The organism is Acinetobacter sp. YH12023 (assembly GCF_013420135.1).
In the GTDB taxonomy this organism is placed as follows: Bacteria; Pseudomonadota; Gammaproteobacteria; order Pseudomonadales; family Moraxellaceae; genus Acinetobacter; species Acinetobacter amyesii.
Genome location: NZ_VOYU01000002.1, coordinates 161,579 through 177,720, shown reverse-complemented (window position 1 = coordinate 177,720; position 16,142 = coordinate 161,579). Strand labels below are relative to the sequence as shown.

Here is a 16,142-nt window from a genome sequence, read left to right as displayed (position 1 = left end):
CCATGAAAAAACAGCATCTTCCTGAAAAAATCTGTATGCACTGTTTGCGTCTTTTTACTTGGCGCAAAAAATGGCAACGCTGCTGGGAGGAAGTCAGATACTGTTCTGAACGATGTAAACGTGAGTCCAGACAGCGGTCAAAATCAAACGCTTAGAAACGCTTGTATTGCCGTGAACAATAGGCCCGTATCACGTCGGGTGAACGCAGTTGCAGATGTTTGGTTTTTCGGCCGGTGACGCGTCCACGCCACATTTTAAAACTCGATGCTTTCATATTTTGCCGCATCAAGCGGATCACCGCCGCTTCATTTAAACCATACTCACATAAAATAGCTTCAAAAGGAGTTCTATCTTCCCAAGCCATTTCTATAATTCTGGATAAGTCCTCTTCAGAAAATTGATTCATACCATTCTCGTTTTTAATCATCACGAAGCGTCAATAAGCTTTATCGACTTTAATCTGACTAAAAGAATAACAATACAATCATGAATTTTTTGTGATTTTTCTCTAGTTTACGGACTCAGCACGAATAAAAGGGCTAGTTAAACTAGCCCTGTTAAGTCTTAGTTACCTCTATAAGTCGAATATCCATAAGGACTTAAAAGTAGAGGAATATGATAATGGCTGACACTTCCATCTACCTTAAAAATTACAGGAACTTCAGGAAAGAAAGTATCTTGCTTATTTTTTTTAAACCAGTCCTCAGTTTTAAAAGTAACTTTATAAATACCGGCTTCAAGCTTCTGATTTTCAGGAAACAATCCAGTAATACGGCCATTAGGACCAGTATATTGCTGATTTAACTTCACCCATTTATTCCCAGTACTTTTTTCGAGTACCACTTCGACTTGAGCTGAGGGTAGACCATTTTCTAGATTCAACACATGCACACTTAAAGGGTTAGTTTGTGCGAAAGTCATTGAGGTCAACAATAGTGTTGAAAGTGGCAATAATTTTTTAAACATGATGAATTCCTTAAGGATTGAAAATAGACTTAACAGCTGTTTCAGCGCAGTAATGGTCATTTTTTGCACCCCCTGCTCCGGCAACGCCAATGGCACCGACCACCTGATTTTCATAACTCACAGGTAGGCCGCCACCCAACAGCAGTAGATTAGATAAGGTGGTTAAATTTTTTGCATCCTTGTTTTCATTGGCATTTTGACTTAACAACATAGTCGCCGTTTTGGTCGATAAGGCGGTATAGGCTTTCTTTTCAGCTGCGCCCAAATTATGCGGTCCGACAGTTTCATGCCTGTTTGCCATTAACGTATTTCCGCCCCGATCCACCACCACCACAGCGATATTGTGCTGTATTTTTTGACACGCAGTCACCGCAGCATCCGTAAGAGTTCGTGCTGACTGAGAATCAAGTGAATAAACTTGATTGAATTGAACGGATTGTGCAAAAGTACTGCTACTCATCAGCATTACTGTTGCAATAAGCCCTTTGAGTTTGTTCATCATGATTGCCCTGAATTAAGTTTTAAAAATCTTATACAACCTGAATGATTTGAAGGATGACAATCACATTACAAAGTTGTCATCTTTAAAATGAGTCTGAACAAAATGTGTATTCTAATTATCGAAGATGAAGCGAAGATCGCCTCATATCTGGTTAAAGGGTTAAATGAATCTGGCTATGAGGCGCAATGCGTCCATTCAGGACTAGAAGGTTTGGAAAAGTTAAAGATGCATGCATATAGCCTAGTCATATTAGATGTAATGTTGCCCGATATTGATGGCTGGGCAGTCCTGAAAGTCTTGCGACAATTTTCCCAAATTCCGGTCATTTTTCTTACAGCAAAAGATCAGGTGATTGATCGGGTCAAAGGTTTGGAACTGGGCGCCGATGATTATCTGGCCAAGCCTTTTTCTTATATTGAATTACTGGCCCGAATTAAAAGTCTACTTAGGCGCCAGCAGTATGCACAGGAAAACCAATTAGAAATTGCCAATCTGAAATTGGATTTGATCCATCATAAAGTCTGGCGTAACGAGCAGTCGATAGAACTCAGTAGAAAAGAATTCAACCTTTTGCGCTTTCTGCTGCGCCATCCGAATGAAATTATTACGCGCAGGCAAATAGCTTCTGAAGTCTGGCAGATCAATTTTGATACCGATACCAATTTTATTGATGTAGCGGTAAGGCGTTTACGTAGTAAAATTGATGAGGGACATGATATAAAGTTAATTCATACTGTTCGCGGTTTGGGCTATAAAATTTCGGCAGAGAAATAATGTTGAAACCGATTCGTTCGCTAGAACTCCGATTAACACTCTTGGTTACAGGGTGTGCTGCAATGGTCTTGTGCGGTGTAGCATTTATGACCTATCTGGGTATCAACCAGATTTTAATTGCTCAGCAAGATAGGGCTTTGATTGAGCGAATTGAGCGACTGGAAATATTACTACAAGACAGTAGCAATATTGAACAGATTATCGCTCGCCCGAAGCTGTATCAAAACATGTTGGGAAATCAGGATAATTTGTTTTTATTGATTCAGGGTGATCAGGCGCTGATCAGCATTAATCCTCTTGGCATTCCTCTACCTGAATTTACCCATCAGCCCCAAATTCAATTCCAAGATTTATCGGCGCATGCTTATCCCACCCGCATTGCCTGGAAAACTATTCAAATTAATCGCCAGCCGTATCTGTTAATTGCAGGCAAACAGTGGTCTGAACGTTTAGGCATCATTGCACCTTTTCAAAAGAGCCTTGTCATTTATGTTTTCACAGGTATCTTGGCGATTTTCATCCTTTGTGCTATTGCTAGCCATCTGGGATTAAAAGTATTAAGAACCCTGCGAGAACAAACCCATGCGATAAATATTCAGCAACTTGAACAGCGACTCAATCTGCCCTATCCCCCTCAAGAGATTGCACAACTAGCCTCCGATATCAATGCCATGCTCGACCGTATTGAGCTGGGATATAGCCAGCTGAATCGTTTTTCAGAAGACATTGCGCATGAATTTAGAACACCATTGAATAATTTAATAGGACAAACCGAAATTTTACTCATGAGTGAACGCAGTCCCGTACAATATCAGGAAGTGCTGATTTCCAACCTAGAGGACTATCAACGCTTAAAAAGAATGATTGACAGCATGTTATTTCTGGCACGTGCAGATGCGCAGAAGGTTTGCTTAAACAGACAAAAAATCCAACTTCAATCCTTTATAGAAAATATCTTCAGCATTTTTGAGTATCAAGCCGAAGAACAACACTGCAATTTTGTTTTAAAGCTTGAGGCAACTGAGCTATTGGCAGATCCAGAACAGTTACAACAAGCTCTGTATAATCTGCTCTCCAATGCCCTGATTCATGGCGGCAAGCGCCGGACTATTTATGTGCATAGCTATCGAAAGATCATCAACAAACTGCCTATGATTGCGCTATCGGTCGTGACCAGTGGTTTAGAAATTGCCCCGGAACATTTGCCGCATATCTTTGAGCGTTTTTATCAGTGCAGTTCCAGCAGACAAAGCCCTCATCAAACGGGTGGTTTAGGCCTATCGATTGTGGCATCCATTTTAACGCTTCATCAGGGAATGTATCAGGCAGTCAATAGCGCAGAAGGCATCTGCTTTGAACTGCTGTTCCCAGAAGAGTAACCCACATTCGCACTCATTTCATCTCGTGTTTGGAATCACTCTGAATTCTCCCATCCACCAGATTAATGGTTCTATCACAGGTTGCCGACAATCTAGGATCATGAGTCACCAAAAGGACTGCACAGTCATGTTCGCGATGTACTTTACGAAATAATTCAAACATTTCCGCAGCAGTTTGAGTATCCAGATTACCTGTCGGCTCATCGGCCAACAATAGCGCAGGCTGAGTAATCAGTGCACGTGCAATCGCCACACGCTGCTGCTGCCCCCCAGAAAGCTCATTCGGTTTACGGTCAGCGAACTTATCTAAGCCAACGGCGGTCAATAATTCATGGGCATATTGCAACGCAAATTGATCTGGCTTGCCTTGCTTCAGCATTAATGGCATGAGTACATTATTTAAGGCAGTAAAGGCCTGTATAAGATGATGGAACTGAAACACAAAACCTATACTATTGCCACGTAACGCTGTCCGAGCCGTATCATCCATACTGCTTGTCGCCTGACCCAACAAGTACAACTCACCACGACTAGGCTGATCTAATAAGCCAAGAATATTCAGTAAAGTACTTTTGCCTGAACCAGAAGGACCAATTAATGCAGCAAAGTCATTACGTTGAATACACAGATCAATCCCATGTAATACCTCCACTTCATTAGGTTGCCCAACATTGTAGGACTTTCGTAATGCTTCTAAACGCAGTACTTCCTGAGATGGATCAAACATGACGAATTGCCTCCACAGGATCGAGTGCAGCCGCCCGACGGGATGGTATTACAGCAGCCAAAACCCCTGTCAAAGTCGCTAAGAATAATGCCGACAAGATAAGCTTGATTGAAATCGAAATATAAAACAAACCAGGACCAAACTGATTAAATCCCCAGATCAAACCATAGCTGACTACACTACCAAGCATGGAACCAAGCAGACCAAAAATTGCTCCCTGAAATAAGAAAACTCTTAAAATTTGCGCTTGTGTCGCCCCAGTCGCACGTAAAATACCGATTTCCCGAGTCCGTTGCACCACACTCACCGACATCACACTGGCAATACCAAAAGCGACTGAAATCCCCACAAAAACAATAATCATGTTGGTCGAAAGGCTCTGAGCGGTAATCGCATTCATTAATTGAGCATTGGTTTCAATCCAGCTTTCTGCTTTTAATCCTGTCAGGCGTCCGACTTGCGAGGCAATTTGATCCGCCTTAAAAATATCCTGAATCGTCAGATCAATCACGGTCACCCCACCCGGCAAATTAAGTAAAGATTGCGCCTGTTTCAAATCCAGATAAACATAGCGCGCATCCAATTCACGCACGCCCAGTTCAAATATTCCAGAGATATTCACCACCGCATTTTTCTGTTGCCCAGTATCTAACCTTAATTTGCTCCCGACTTGCACACCCAAATCTTTGGCCAATTGACGCCCAATTAATACATTATCTGCACTGACCCGTAATTCACCACTCACCATATATTGCTTTAACGGAATAATCTGTTGATAACGTTCAAGGTTGATACCAACCAATGCAACAGATTGAATTGCATCTCCGCGCTGTACAAATGCAGGACCAGAGACCACAGGAGAAACCGCAGTCAACACCGGTAAATGATCTAAAGTCCCAGTAATCTGCTGCCAATTATTAATAGAACGTAAGCGTTGTGCACGCTGATCTTCTAGTAACAACTGAAGTGTTCCTGCTGCTGGTGGCACAATATGATTCACCTCATCTGGTGAGAGCAAACGAATATGCGCTTGTGTCCCTAAAGTCCTTTCTACAATATTCGATTGTAAACCCTGAATTAAGGCGCTAATGAACACAATGACCGCTACCCCCACCGCGACGCCAATGGTAATCATCATCGACTGTGTGCGACCCTCTCGCAAAAAACTGATTGCGATGGTCCACTCGGTCCAAAGTCGCCTAAAAAAGTTTTTCAATCGAATTTCACCGGTAATTCATTTTTGCTATTTTTCTGATCCGTTTGACTCTGGAAAACACGTTTAGTTTTCTCTATTCGGACACGAGTTCCATCTTTAAGCACTGATTCTGCATCGGTAAGGACGTGATCACCTTCTTTCACTCCAGCTACAACTTCAGACATAACCAAACCACGTAAACCCAGTGTGATAGGATGACGTTGAATTTTTCTATCTCTTACTAAAATAACCATAGCCTTGTTGCCACTTATACTGCTTAAAGCATCATTTGGAATGACCAAGGTTCGCTCGCGCTTGTTGGTTTCAACATTTACCGATACCGTCATGTCTTGACGCAGAAAACCTGGGACTGGATCAACTGTTAATCGGACGTCTACTGTGCCACGTTGAGCATCAATACTTGGAGCAATAAAATTAATATGGGCAGGAAAAGATTGATTTGGATAGGCATCTGCAATCACTGCGGCTTTTTGTTGTAAAGCCAGCAGTGGTAAATTTCGCTCATCAAATGGCACTCGTATTTCAGTCGCACCATCCAGTGCAATAGTGAAGAGAGTCTGACTCGGTTGTACCAGATCCCCTGGCTCAACATTACGCGTTAAAATAATACCTGAAACTTCTGCACGAATTTTGGTCTTGGCAAGTTGCGCTTGTAGTGCAGCGAGTCGTTCGCGTAATTTTGTCTCTTCAACTTTATTTGGGGCAAGTGAAGCAACTTTTAATCGAGCTGATTCCAAATTATTACGGGCGAGTCTTTCTGCCTCTATCGATTTCTCCCTTTCCTCTGCTGATAATATTCCTGATTCGGTATTTCGTCTGCGTAACGCCTCTCTTTGAGCCTGTTCTAATTGTACTTTGGCATTCGCTAAATCAACTTCTGCTTGCGGGCGTCTAGTGGTTTCGAGTTCTTTTAATTCAGCTTCTGCCTGCCGCACTTGCGCTGAAATTTCATCAGATTTCAGTACTAAAAGAATATCCCCTCGAGAGACCCGATCTCCCTCTTGAACCAATCGCTCAAGAACAACCCCTGTAATTTCACTACCAATCTGAGTCCGAGATACTTTCTCTACCCGTCCTGAAGCGACAACTGTTTGAATCAATGGACTAGATACGACTTCATAACTAGGCAGCAATGGTCCTTGCCACCAGCGATATGTAGCAAAACTGACGAGCAAAACCAGTAGTATAATCATGATCCAAGGCTTATAGCGAATAACAAGCAATTCCATTCTCCAAGCCAGATTAAAGAAAAGTTTTTGAATCGAATAATTAATGTCTAGTTAAATATATATGAAAATTTAGTTACAACACACCAAATTAAAAAAGCACACCATTTTTATTAAATTAATTTCTCTTACTGTTATAATTTTTTCATAATATTGATTAAAAAAACAAACAAACAAACAAACAAACAAACAAACAAACAAACATAAACCTATATTTTCATATATTTCAAAATCTTATATGAAATAATAACACGTTTTAGACTTTAACATTCCAGCTATCAATAACGTAATACATAGCCATATTTAGTAAAGTAGCTGTGATGGCGTCAATTGAACTCAACTCCCAAGCTATTGATTTAATGAACCATAAAGCCAATAGCATTTTTCCTGTACCCATTTTTTACCCAAATTAGATTTAGTGCATTGAATCACAAAATTTATTTTGTTCAAATCCATTAACAGGATTTGAAATGGTGTCCCGATTTTAACACGTATGCATTCAATATTAAAAGATATGTTATAACATTACTTTTTTATATTTGTTTTTTTCATGTATCATTCAAGAGTACAACTTCAGGGTGAAAGTTATGTTTGACAATATAGATGCCTTAAAAACAAAATTAGATCAGCATCGTCCTCTTTCTCCTGCAATTGTAAAAAATCTACAAGAAGATCTTATTGTTCGCTGGACATATCATTCAAATGCAATTGAAGGCAATACACTGACATTGCTAGAAACAAAAGTGGTTTTGGAAGGCATTACCGTTGGTGGAAAAGCATTACGAGAACATTTCGAGGCAATTAACCATAGAAATGCGATCTATTATGTTGAAGATATTATTCGTAAAGAAGAACCTTTTTCTGAATGGCAGATTCGTAATATCCATCAACTCATTCTAAAAAATATCGATGATGACAATGCAGGACGTTATCGCCAACAAAACGTGTTGATTTCAGGTGCTACGACTAACCCACCCGACTATACACTGTTGAATGATAAAATGGCTCAGCTTGTCGATTGGTACAATACTGAGGCACATAAGCTACATCCTATTGAACGTGCAGCTAAAGTACATGCAGACTTTGTAGGCATTCATCCATTTATTGATGGGAATGGTCGTACATCACGCTTATTGATGAATCTCGAATTACTTAAAGCTGGATATCCGCCTTGTGTGATTACAGTAGAAAATCGTTTGGCTTACTATGAAGCTTTAGATCAATGGATGGCTTATGGTAAAACTGAAGCATTTATCCAATTAGTTTCTGAGGCTGTGCTTGATGGATTTAAACCATATCAAGTTGTATTGGGGATTTAAATTTATTCTGATTCTAGACAGTATCGTGGACAATCGATCCCTCTAAATTCTTAAAATAATTCTGTTCAAAAGCTTCAGGGCTTAACCAGCCATTTGCAGAATGCCGTCTAATTCGATTGGGCTTTGTTGCACAAAGCTGTTCTTAAGGACTTCTTCGGCAATATAATTTCCAAATGAAGAGGCCTACACACAAAATCTACCGCACAACCAATTGGCCCGCATATAACCGAGCTCTCATTAATCGTGGGAATATTGCCATTTGGTTCGATCCAAAAACACAATGGTATGCACAACCACAAGGCAAACAAGGTCGAAGTCAAACCTACTCCGACATAGCGATTCAATCGCTGTTTGATGATCAAATCTCTATTTAGACCCACTCTACGCATGGTTACTGGCTTTGTTCAAAGCTTAATTAAACTTTGCGGATTAGATTGGACAGCTCCAGATTACACTACGCTATGTAGAAGACAAAAACATATTGATATTCAAATTAGCTATCAAAAAAGTAATGATAGGCTCCATCTACTTGTCGACTCCACGGGCTTAAAGTTTTTAGGTGAAGGTGAATGGAAACGTAAAAAGCATCAGCCCAAATATCGTCGCCAATGGCGTAAACTCCACATTGGTATTGATGCTGAAACCTTGCAAATACGGGCAGTTCAGCTCACGACAAACAATGTCAGTGATTCACAGGTACTTGGTGATTTACTCGATCAGATCCCAATAGATGAGCGAAGAAATTCTGTCTATACAGATGATGCTTATGACACAAAAGATGTCGTCAAGTCATTGCAGATCTCAAGCTCATGCGGTGATTCCACCTAGAAAAAATGCGAAGCCATAGAAAGATAAAAAGACTAGCTCGCTAGAACGAAATGAATTACTTCGTACTGTTAAACATTTAGGTAGAACTTTATGGAAAAAATGGTCAGGCTATCATCAGCGAAGTTTGGTAGAAACTAAGATGCATTGCATCAAATTATTAGGCGATAAACTGAGTGTTAGGAATTTTGACAGTCAAGTCAACGAGATTCATGCACGTGTGGCCGTCTTAAATAAATTTACAGAATTAGGCCAACCTCATACCCGAGTTGTATCTTAAATTTGAGTGAATCAGTAAATTTTCAGCTTTGGAATATTTATGCAACAAAGCCGTCCAAATATGTCTTGCTATTTTAGAAACTTAACAAAGGTATCTACGTTTTCTCTTGACGTAGTATATTGATTAATTTTTTGAGATTGGTCTGCATACCCCAATGACATACCACAAATAAGAATCTCATCCTCCCCTGCACCCAAAATCGGCATGATCAACTCATGATAATCATTCCAAGATGCTTGCGGACAGGTGTCTAAACCTTGTGCTTTGGCGAGTAACATAATATTTTGCATCAGCATGGCGATCGCCATTTTTGCACCTGCTTCTAGTGCTTTGTGGGTCGTAAAAAATAAGCCGACTGGCGCATTGAAGAATTGATAATTTTTCAATTGTTGCTCATGCATGGCCTGTTTATTACCTTTTTCAATCCCTAACGTACGATACAGCCCCCAACCATTTTCACGGCGACGACGTAAATATGGGTCAAACCATTGTTCTGAATAATAAAGGTATGGTGGCTTAAACTGCTCTTTTTTAAGCTCACCACGGAAGATTGCATTGACGGAAGCAACAACTTGGTCAGTGATTCGTTGCTTGGTTTCTCCAACAACAACATAAACTTTCCACGGCTGAGTATTGGTACCAGAAGGCGCTCGAGCAGCTAAATCTAAAATATCTCGAATACATGTCTCACTCACACTTCGGTCAGTAAACGCACGCACCGAATGACGTTCTAAAATAACCTTTTCAACCGCATTCTTGAGCTGTAGCTCCATCAATTTCATCCTTTAAATTTAGAAGTTATAACCGATATTAATATTCCAGCGGAACTTCCAATCACCACTATATTCAGAATTTGCAGAGGTATAACCTGTAGAGTTTTTCGCTCCACCCAATGAGTTCACATTTTTTCCGACGCTACCATCCACCCAAATAAGAAATGGCATCGCATTAAATTGAACCCCAAAAGTGTCCATATGCGAAGCATCCCAATCTGAATTTTCTTTAAATAGCACACTGTAATCATTATAAAATTTAACAGTTTTTAAATTAGGAAAATACTTTGTCGATACAGGTTGCGTATAACCCACATTAAAAATACCAATGGTGCCTTCCGATGCGACAAAGTATGCTGGGGTTAAACCATTAGACTGCATTAATATTTTATGATCATCCACCCCTTCAGGGTTTTTTGAATCATATTGATAATGAATCGCGGAAGTCTGAAAATCCCATTTGCCATAGTTATTTAAAGCATGCAAACCAACTGCAAAATAATGCCCATCATCATCTGTTGCCTTGTTATGTAACTGGGAAACCGCACCACTCACACCAAATTCCTGCTTTCCAAATTCATAATCAAACTTTTTGGCAACACGAATATTGACCTGATTGCGCTTTTCATTGACATACGCTTTTTGGCTTGGCAATACATAATCTAAATCATCAGCAGAACCTGCTTCAGGTGCATAGCGAATACTGCCATTGCTCATAATAGGCATATAGGCAAGTGTAAAATCATAATCCTTGTTCGAGTTTTTCCAACTGATCCCTGGTGCTACACTATCAGCAAAACCAAGAAAGAAAGGTATTTGGAAAGTCCAAGCATGTTCAGGGAACGGATAAATCGCAAAAGGTTTATAGATAATCCCCGCCTGTACATCATTTTGTGCATCGACTTTATAGCCCACAAATGCATGCTCTATAGAACGCTTATGATCATCTTGAAATGCATAGCTGGTATCAAGATAAAACTGATCATATTTTCCTCTTACATTAAGTCGAGCATTGTCAAATAAGACTTTTCCATTGTTCTCACTTTCCCAATGCTCATCACGATAATTGGCGCGTATAAATCCACCCACTTCGATTGACTTTGCCCCATCCTCTGTTTGCCACTTAAATGGCGTGTCTTGCGTGGCTGCAAGCGCTTGAACAGAGGTCAAAATACCCATCATAACAACCAGATAACTTTTTTTAAGCATGACTTTCCCCTAAGCAAATAATCCCAATTATTATTTGCGCTTTTAAATCAATGATTTATTTATTGACGAGAGATTTTGGTAATGACAACACAATCAAGCAGCTGAATAACAAGCATACGGCGAAGACCATCAATGCACCTTCAGGTTTACCTGTAAGTTGAATTGCATAACCCACCAATGTGTTACTGACCAAACCCGCTAAGTTTGCGATTGAACACGCCAAAGCAAATCCAGTTGCAGCTGCTGTACCTGATAAAAAAGTTGCAGGAAGGCTAAAGAAAACAGGAATCGTACCCGTCGTTGCTATCGCAGCAATAGAGAAAAGAACCAATGTTATGACAATATCTGTACTAAACATTTGGGTAAGGAATAAAGCAACAGAGCCAAATACAAATGGCAATACCAAATGCCAACGTCGCTCTCTGTGTTTATCTGAACTACGACCAATCAACAACATTGCGACCAAACCAATAATACTTGGAATCGCAACCAACAAACCGATATGCAAAACATCGGTTACACCTGTACTTTTAATAAACGTTGGTAGCCAGAAGCCCATCGAATAAGTACATAACAACATTGAGAAATTAATCATGCCCAATTTCAAAATATTGATATTAAAAAAGCCATCTTTAAAACTACTCTTGTCTTTTGCAGACGAGTTGCTTTCTAAGTCTTTTTTCAAATTTTTATCGATAATTGCTTTTTCTTCGTCATTTAACCATTTTGCTTGTGAGAAATGATTTGGCAACATTTTAAAAGTCAAAATCCCTAACAAAACACTCGGAATTGCTTCTAAAAAAAACAGCCATTGCCAGCCTGCGAATCCGTGAACTTGATCAAAAGTTCCCATGATCCAACCTGATAATGGACTACCAATAATGACCGCCAAAGGGAGACCAATCATAAATAATGCAATGATTTTCCCACGGTAATAGGTCGGGAACCATGTGGTGAGATAGTACAAAACACCTGGTAAAAAACCTGCCTCAGCCGCACCCAATAAAAAACGCAACACGTAAAATTGCATTGGGGTAGTTACAAACATGGTTAAACCAGACAAAATTCCCCATGTAATCATAATCCGGGCGATCCAAATTTTGGCCCCGACCTTTTCCATGATTAAATTACTTGGTACTTCAAAAATGATATAACCGACAAAAAATAAACCTGCACCCAAACCAAACGCAGCATCACTTAAATGGATATCGCTCAGCATGTGCAACTTTGCTAAACCGACATTAATACGATCCAAATAAGCAGCAATATAACAAAAGCATAAAAAAGGAATTATTTTCCAAATTACTTTTTTATAAACCTGAACGTCCTGCGCAGCAAAACTCACCTGATCAGCAGATTTTGAAACAATTACATTGGTAGACATATCTAACTCCCTTTAGACAACAAACCAAATGCTGTATTGATGCTTTACAATCCATCAAACTTATTTACCAAAACAAATCCTCATCCTTTGGATTTTGATTGATCATAGGCTTTAACTTTGCATTAGCATCGCCCTTTGGTTTGCAGTCTCAAATAAATTTTATTCATTACGGTATATCTAGTTCAAAGGCGGAATACTTTGAAAATAGTTCATCGCCTCTGCTTTAGACACAACATCCCCATATTTACTATCTATATCGAATAAATTTGCTTCATGTGGTGCTTGGTGACGGTCACCAACACACTCACGAATGACAATTGTTCTAAAACCATGTTGCACTGCATCAACTGCTGAAGCACGTACACAACCACTTGTAGAACAACCAACAATTACAACAGTATCAATCCCTTGCGACACTAATACTGATGCTAAACTTGTGCCAAAGAAGGCACTTGCATACTGTTTTGTGATCACTAATTCATCACTTAGTGGTTCAACTTCAGAGCAAAACTGAGTCGCAGGGTTAGAGGCAACCATTGCTGCCATCACAGGTGATTTTTTCACCCACATTCCACCATCTAACTGGGTTTTTTCGTGATATAGAATGTTGGTATGAATCACCAACACCCCTTGATCACGTGCAAGCTGCAAAACTGCCTCAGTTTGTTGCACTGCCTGAATCACATCTGGTGCAAAAAGTGGTTGTGATTCAGTGATATAAGACTGCATAAAGTCCACTAAAAGTAGTGCTGGTTTTTTACCAAAACCAACTCTATTTCCCCATACACCTTGATAATTATCTTGCAAGTTTTGTGTCATGATCAGCTCCAACTATGCGTATGCGCCAGACAATAAAGCCCCCGCACCTGGTACAATTGGCTCAAGATCCAGTGCTTTCAACATTTGATAAGTCGTTGCAATTGCCGCTGAAATTACAGGTTTTCCAGTCAATGCTTCAACTTTTGCAACAGCTGGTAATGACTGCATTTGTACACATGCTGATAACACGATAACGTCGGCATCTTGATAATTCAGTTTTTGTACAATTGCTGGCAAATTCTCTGGGTCATGTTGTGCAACTGCGATATTGTCAGCAATTTCCAAAGCAACATAATCAAGAACCTCAAAACCTTCCGCTTTAATATAATCAACCACCAACTCGGTCAGAGGTTTCATATACGGCGTCACCACCACAATTTTCTTGGCTTTCATAACTTTTAAGCCTTCAACCAAAGCGCCAGCACTGGTGACAATTGGTGCTTTTGCATCATTATCAATGGTCACCTGATGTAAACGCTTTTCAGACTCACGGTGATAACCGATACCCATAGACATAATCGCCACTAAACAGGCGTAGCCTAATACATCAACACGAGCATCCGACAACTCAAGTGCACAACGATCAGACTGTGCATCCATTGCCGCCAACTCTTCTTTTTTCACATGCTTCATACGCATACGGCTAGAATGAAACGTAAATTTTTCAGGACGAATCAGCTGACGTGCTTTTAACATCGCTGGAATTTCAGTTTCCATCGTTGTATTTGAACTTGGTACGATCTGACCAATTTTATAAATCTTTTCCACTGTGTCCTTCCTTAGACAATTTGCTGTCCCAAAAATGTTCCAAAACCTTGATAAAAACCTTGCTCATCATCCCAAGGAATCATATGACCTGCTTGTGCTACACGGCTGACAAAAATTTGAGGATTTAAACTTTGAATTTCCTGAATATCTTCCTCCAAAATCACACCACCTTTGCCTGCAACCATTAACAATGTTGGTACTGACACTTCAGGAATATATTGATGGATATCAACTTCATGAAAATCGTTAAATGCCTTTACAATGGCAGGCAAATAACAGGTGTGAAGCCACTCAGCACGCAACTGTCTTTGTTCTAAAGTCCATGTAGGGCAATATTGCTTCATCTCTTCAGCATTCATACCGACAATAGATTGTTTAATAGAGTCCACATACCAAGGCAATTGACTTGGGTAAGCACGACGATTTGGCCCTGAAACTGGCGGATCAATCAGTACGATTTTTTTCAAACCTTGCGGTTTCGTTGCAGCACAACGAATCGCAAAACGCGCTCCCATCGAGTGACCGACAAGAAAATAATCTTGTAAATCTAACTGCTGAACAAATGCCAAAATGTCTTGTGCACATGTTTCAGTATCATATTTAAGGTGATCACCTGAGGAAGACAAACCTCGACCACGGACATCTAAAACATAAACATCGAAATACTCAGCCAATTTTTCAGACACAAATCCCCATGTAATTGCAGGACTGGTAATCCCAGGAATGAGAACCAGAGGAGCGCCTTTTCCACCATAACGGAGGTAATGTAGGCGAACAGCGTTCGCGACTACATTGGCGCCATAAAGCATCCGACTCATGCAAGTTCCTCCGCTTGGAGAGGTTGTGCATATACGTCATAGCCATATACCCAAGATGGATCTTCTGGTGATTTTAAGAATGTGTTGGCATTCGATACTTTTTGAACTTGGCTTGCACGTTCTTTACGATTTTGCTCATATAAATTAAAAGCGTGTTCGTAATTTTCTAAACCTTCTTCGAGCAAGCAACGTGTCAGCATCGCAGCATCTTCAATCGCCATACCTGCACCTTGCGCCATATGCGGTTTCATTGGATGACATGCATCGCCCAACAACACTAAACGCCCGTGACTCCAAATTGGTAAAGGATTACGATTATTTAAAGGCCACTTGGTTACATCGTCACTTGCTTCGATCATGGCCGTGATTGATGGGTGGAAATCTTTAAACGTTTCAAACAATTCTGCTTTGTCACATGGAATAAAGCTCTTGCCTTGGAAATCCCATGCTTCATGTGGCACACCCGTTACAAAGTAATACTCATCACGTTCTTTGGTAGTGCAATACGCCATAATATGACGGTCTTCATACCACCATTTCACACAATCATCTAAATTAAATTGCGATTTAAGTTTTGCTAATTTTTCACCTGAAATAATGGCACGATGCGCAACCCAACCACTATAAATCGGTGCCTCAACGCCTAAAATCGTTTCACGGATTTTAGAATTAATGCCATCTGCACCAATCACGATATCTGCATATGCAGTTGTACCATCTTCAAAGCTCAGTACTACACCTTCTTCATTTTGTTGCACATCGCTAAGACGTTTGCCGAAATGCAATTTATCTTGTTGTAATGCTTCAATTTGACGTGCATGCATATCACCACGATGGATTGTTAAATATGCCGCGCCATAGCCTGTAAGTTTCGCATCTGCGAGAACTTCACCAGTATTACCATTTCGACTGATCCACTGATCTGGATGACAACCCATTTCTTCTAAATCTTTTTCAAGCCCCATTTCTCTGAATATTTTCATAATATTCGGACCAATATGGATGCCAGCCCCTAAACGAGAAAATGCTGTCGCTTGTTCATAAACTTCAACATCAAATCCTGCTTTTTGTAGCAAGATTCCCATTGATGCTCCACCTAATCCTGCTCCAATTACCGCGATCTTTTTCGACTTGCTCATTACATATTCCTTCATACA

The 16,142-nt window shown here is 40.2% G+C and carries 17 protein-coding genes and 1 pseudogene; 5 read left to right on the top strand and 13 right to left on the bottom strand.

Annotated features, from left to right (window positions below; all coding sequences use genetic code 11):
- Window positions 1-2: 2 nt before the first annotated feature.
- Entirely contained in the window at window positions 3-155 is a 153-nt protein-coding gene (locus FTT92_RS02420; protein WP_180171331.1) for a DUF2256 domain-containing protein, read from the top strand.
- On the opposite strand, the gene FTT92_RS02415 is transcribed toward FTT92_RS02420, so the two are convergent.
- From FTT92_RS02415 to FTT92_RS02405, 3 genes are all read right to left on the bottom strand, one after another.
- Window positions 152-406: a TIGR03643 family protein gene (locus tag FTT92_RS02415; RefSeq protein WP_078194347.1), complete on the bottom strand. Its 255-nt coding sequence runs from the start codon at window positions 404-406 to the stop codon at window positions 152-154. The genes FTT92_RS02420 and FTT92_RS02415 overlap by 4 nt on opposite strands.
- A gap of 158 nt (window positions 407-564) precedes the next feature.
- Window positions 565-966: a hydroxyisourate hydrolase gene (gene uraH / locus FTT92_RS02410; protein WP_004981585.1), complete on the bottom strand. Its 402-nt coding sequence runs from the start codon at window positions 964-966 to the stop codon at window positions 565-567.
- A gap of 10 nt (window positions 967-976) precedes the next feature.
- Window positions 977-1,465 carry a heme-binding protein gene (locus FTT92_RS02405; RefSeq protein WP_171263817.1) on the bottom strand — a complete coding sequence of 163 codons (489 nt, stop codon included), beginning with the start codon at window positions 1,463-1,465 and terminating at the stop codon, window positions 977-979.
- A 105-nt stretch (window positions 1,466-1,570) separates the two neighbouring features.
- On the opposite strand from FTT92_RS02405, the gene FTT92_RS02400 reads away from it, so the two are divergent.
- Both FTT92_RS02400 and FTT92_RS02395 read left to right on the top strand, forming a co-directional pair.
- On the top strand, window positions 1,571-2,242 hold the full coding sequence (locus FTT92_RS02400; protein WP_005177241.1) for a heavy metal response regulator transcription factor: 672 nt from the start codon (window positions 1,571-1,573) through the stop codon (window positions 2,240-2,242).
- On the top strand, window positions 2,239-3,621 hold the full coding sequence (locus FTT92_RS02395) for a heavy metal sensor histidine kinase (RefSeq protein ID WP_180171401.1): 1,383 nt from the start codon (window positions 2,239-2,241) through the stop codon (window positions 3,619-3,621). The genes FTT92_RS02400 and FTT92_RS02395 overlap by 4 nt, the downstream gene beginning before the upstream one ends.
- A 13-nt stretch (window positions 3,622-3,634) precedes the next feature.
- On the opposite strand, the gene FTT92_RS02390 is transcribed toward FTT92_RS02395, so the two are convergent.
- From FTT92_RS02390 to FTT92_RS02380, 3 genes are read right to left on the bottom strand one after another with little or no spacing between them, the layout of a single operon-like run.
- A complete protein-coding gene (locus tag FTT92_RS02390; RefSeq protein WP_180022959.1) occupies window positions 3,635-4,348 on the bottom strand; it encodes an ABC transporter ATP-binding protein in 714 nt (237 codons plus the stop codon).
- A complete protein-coding gene (locus FTT92_RS02385) occupies window positions 4,341-5,564 on the bottom strand; it encodes an ABC transporter permease (RefSeq protein WP_180171330.1) in 1,224 nt (407 codons plus the stop codon). The genes FTT92_RS02390 and FTT92_RS02385 overlap by 8 nt, the downstream gene beginning before the upstream one ends.
- The gene (locus FTT92_RS02380; protein WP_120403239.1) at window positions 5,561-6,787 is read right to left on the bottom strand and encodes an efflux RND transporter periplasmic adaptor subunit; all 1,227 of its coding nucleotides are present in this window, start codon (window positions 6,785-6,787) and stop codon (window positions 5,561-5,563) included. Before FTT92_RS02380 ends, FTT92_RS02385 begins: the two co-directional genes overlap by 4 nt.
- 590 nt (window positions 6,788-7,377) lie before the next feature.
- Here FTT92_RS02380 and FTT92_RS02375 point away from each other — a divergent pair.
- Both FTT92_RS02375 and FTT92_RS02370 read left to right on the top strand, forming a co-directional pair.
- Complete coding sequence (locus FTT92_RS02375) at window positions 7,378-8,109, top strand: Fic family protein (protein WP_120403233.1); 732 nt, start codon at window positions 7,378-7,380, stop codon at window positions 8,107-8,109.
- A 173-nt stretch (window positions 8,110-8,282) separates the two neighbouring features.
- Window positions 8,283-9,214 (top strand): annotated as a pseudogene (locus tag FTT92_RS02370) (IS5 family transposase).
- A gap of 68 nt (window positions 9,215-9,282) precedes the next feature.
- On the opposite strand, the gene FTT92_RS02365 reads toward FTT92_RS02370, so the two are convergent.
- The 7 genes from FTT92_RS02365 to FTT92_RS02335 all read right to left on the bottom strand — a co-directional run bounded on the left by FTT92_RS02365 (window position 9,283) and on the right by FTT92_RS02335 (window position 16,124).
- On the bottom strand, window positions 9,283-9,987 hold the full coding sequence (locus FTT92_RS02365; protein ID WP_180171329.1) for a nitroreductase: 705 nt from the start codon (window positions 9,985-9,987) through the stop codon (window positions 9,283-9,285).
- Between the two features lie 18 nt (window positions 9,988-10,005).
- Window positions 10,006-11,196: a hypothetical protein gene (locus FTT92_RS02360; protein WP_180171328.1), complete on the bottom strand. Its 1,191-nt coding sequence runs from the start codon at window positions 11,194-11,196 to the stop codon at window positions 10,006-10,008.
- Window positions 11,197-11,251: 55 nt separating this feature from the next.
- Window positions 11,252-12,580 (bottom strand): MFS transporter, encoded by a 1,329-nt coding sequence (locus FTT92_RS02355; RefSeq protein WP_180171327.1) that lies wholly within the window; start codon window positions 12,578-12,580, stop codon window positions 11,252-11,254.
- A gap of 177 nt (window positions 12,581-12,757) precedes the next feature.
- On the bottom strand, window positions 12,758-13,399 hold the full coding sequence (locus FTT92_RS02350) for an N-carbamoylsarcosine amidohydrolase (RefSeq protein WP_180171326.1): 642 nt from the start codon (window positions 13,397-13,399) through the stop codon (window positions 12,758-12,760).
- 12 nt (window positions 13,400-13,411) lie between these two features.
- Window positions 13,412-14,167: an Asp/Glu racemase gene (locus FTT92_RS02345; protein ID WP_373684089.1), complete on the bottom strand. Its 756-nt coding sequence runs from the start codon at window positions 14,165-14,167 to the stop codon at window positions 13,412-13,414.
- An 11-nt stretch (window positions 14,168-14,178) separates the two neighbouring features.
- Window positions 14,179-14,985, bottom strand: coding sequence for an alpha/beta fold hydrolase (locus FTT92_RS02340; RefSeq protein ID WP_180171325.1), 807 nt, complete (start codon window positions 14,983-14,985; stop codon window positions 14,179-14,181).
- The gene (locus tag FTT92_RS02335; RefSeq protein WP_180171324.1) at window positions 14,982-16,124 is read right to left on the bottom strand and encodes an NAD(P)/FAD-dependent oxidoreductase; all 1,143 of its coding nucleotides are present in this window, start codon (window positions 16,122-16,124) and stop codon (window positions 14,982-14,984) included. The genes FTT92_RS02340 and FTT92_RS02335 overlap by 4 nt, the downstream gene beginning before the upstream one ends.
- Window positions 16,125-16,142: the final 18 nt, after the last annotated feature.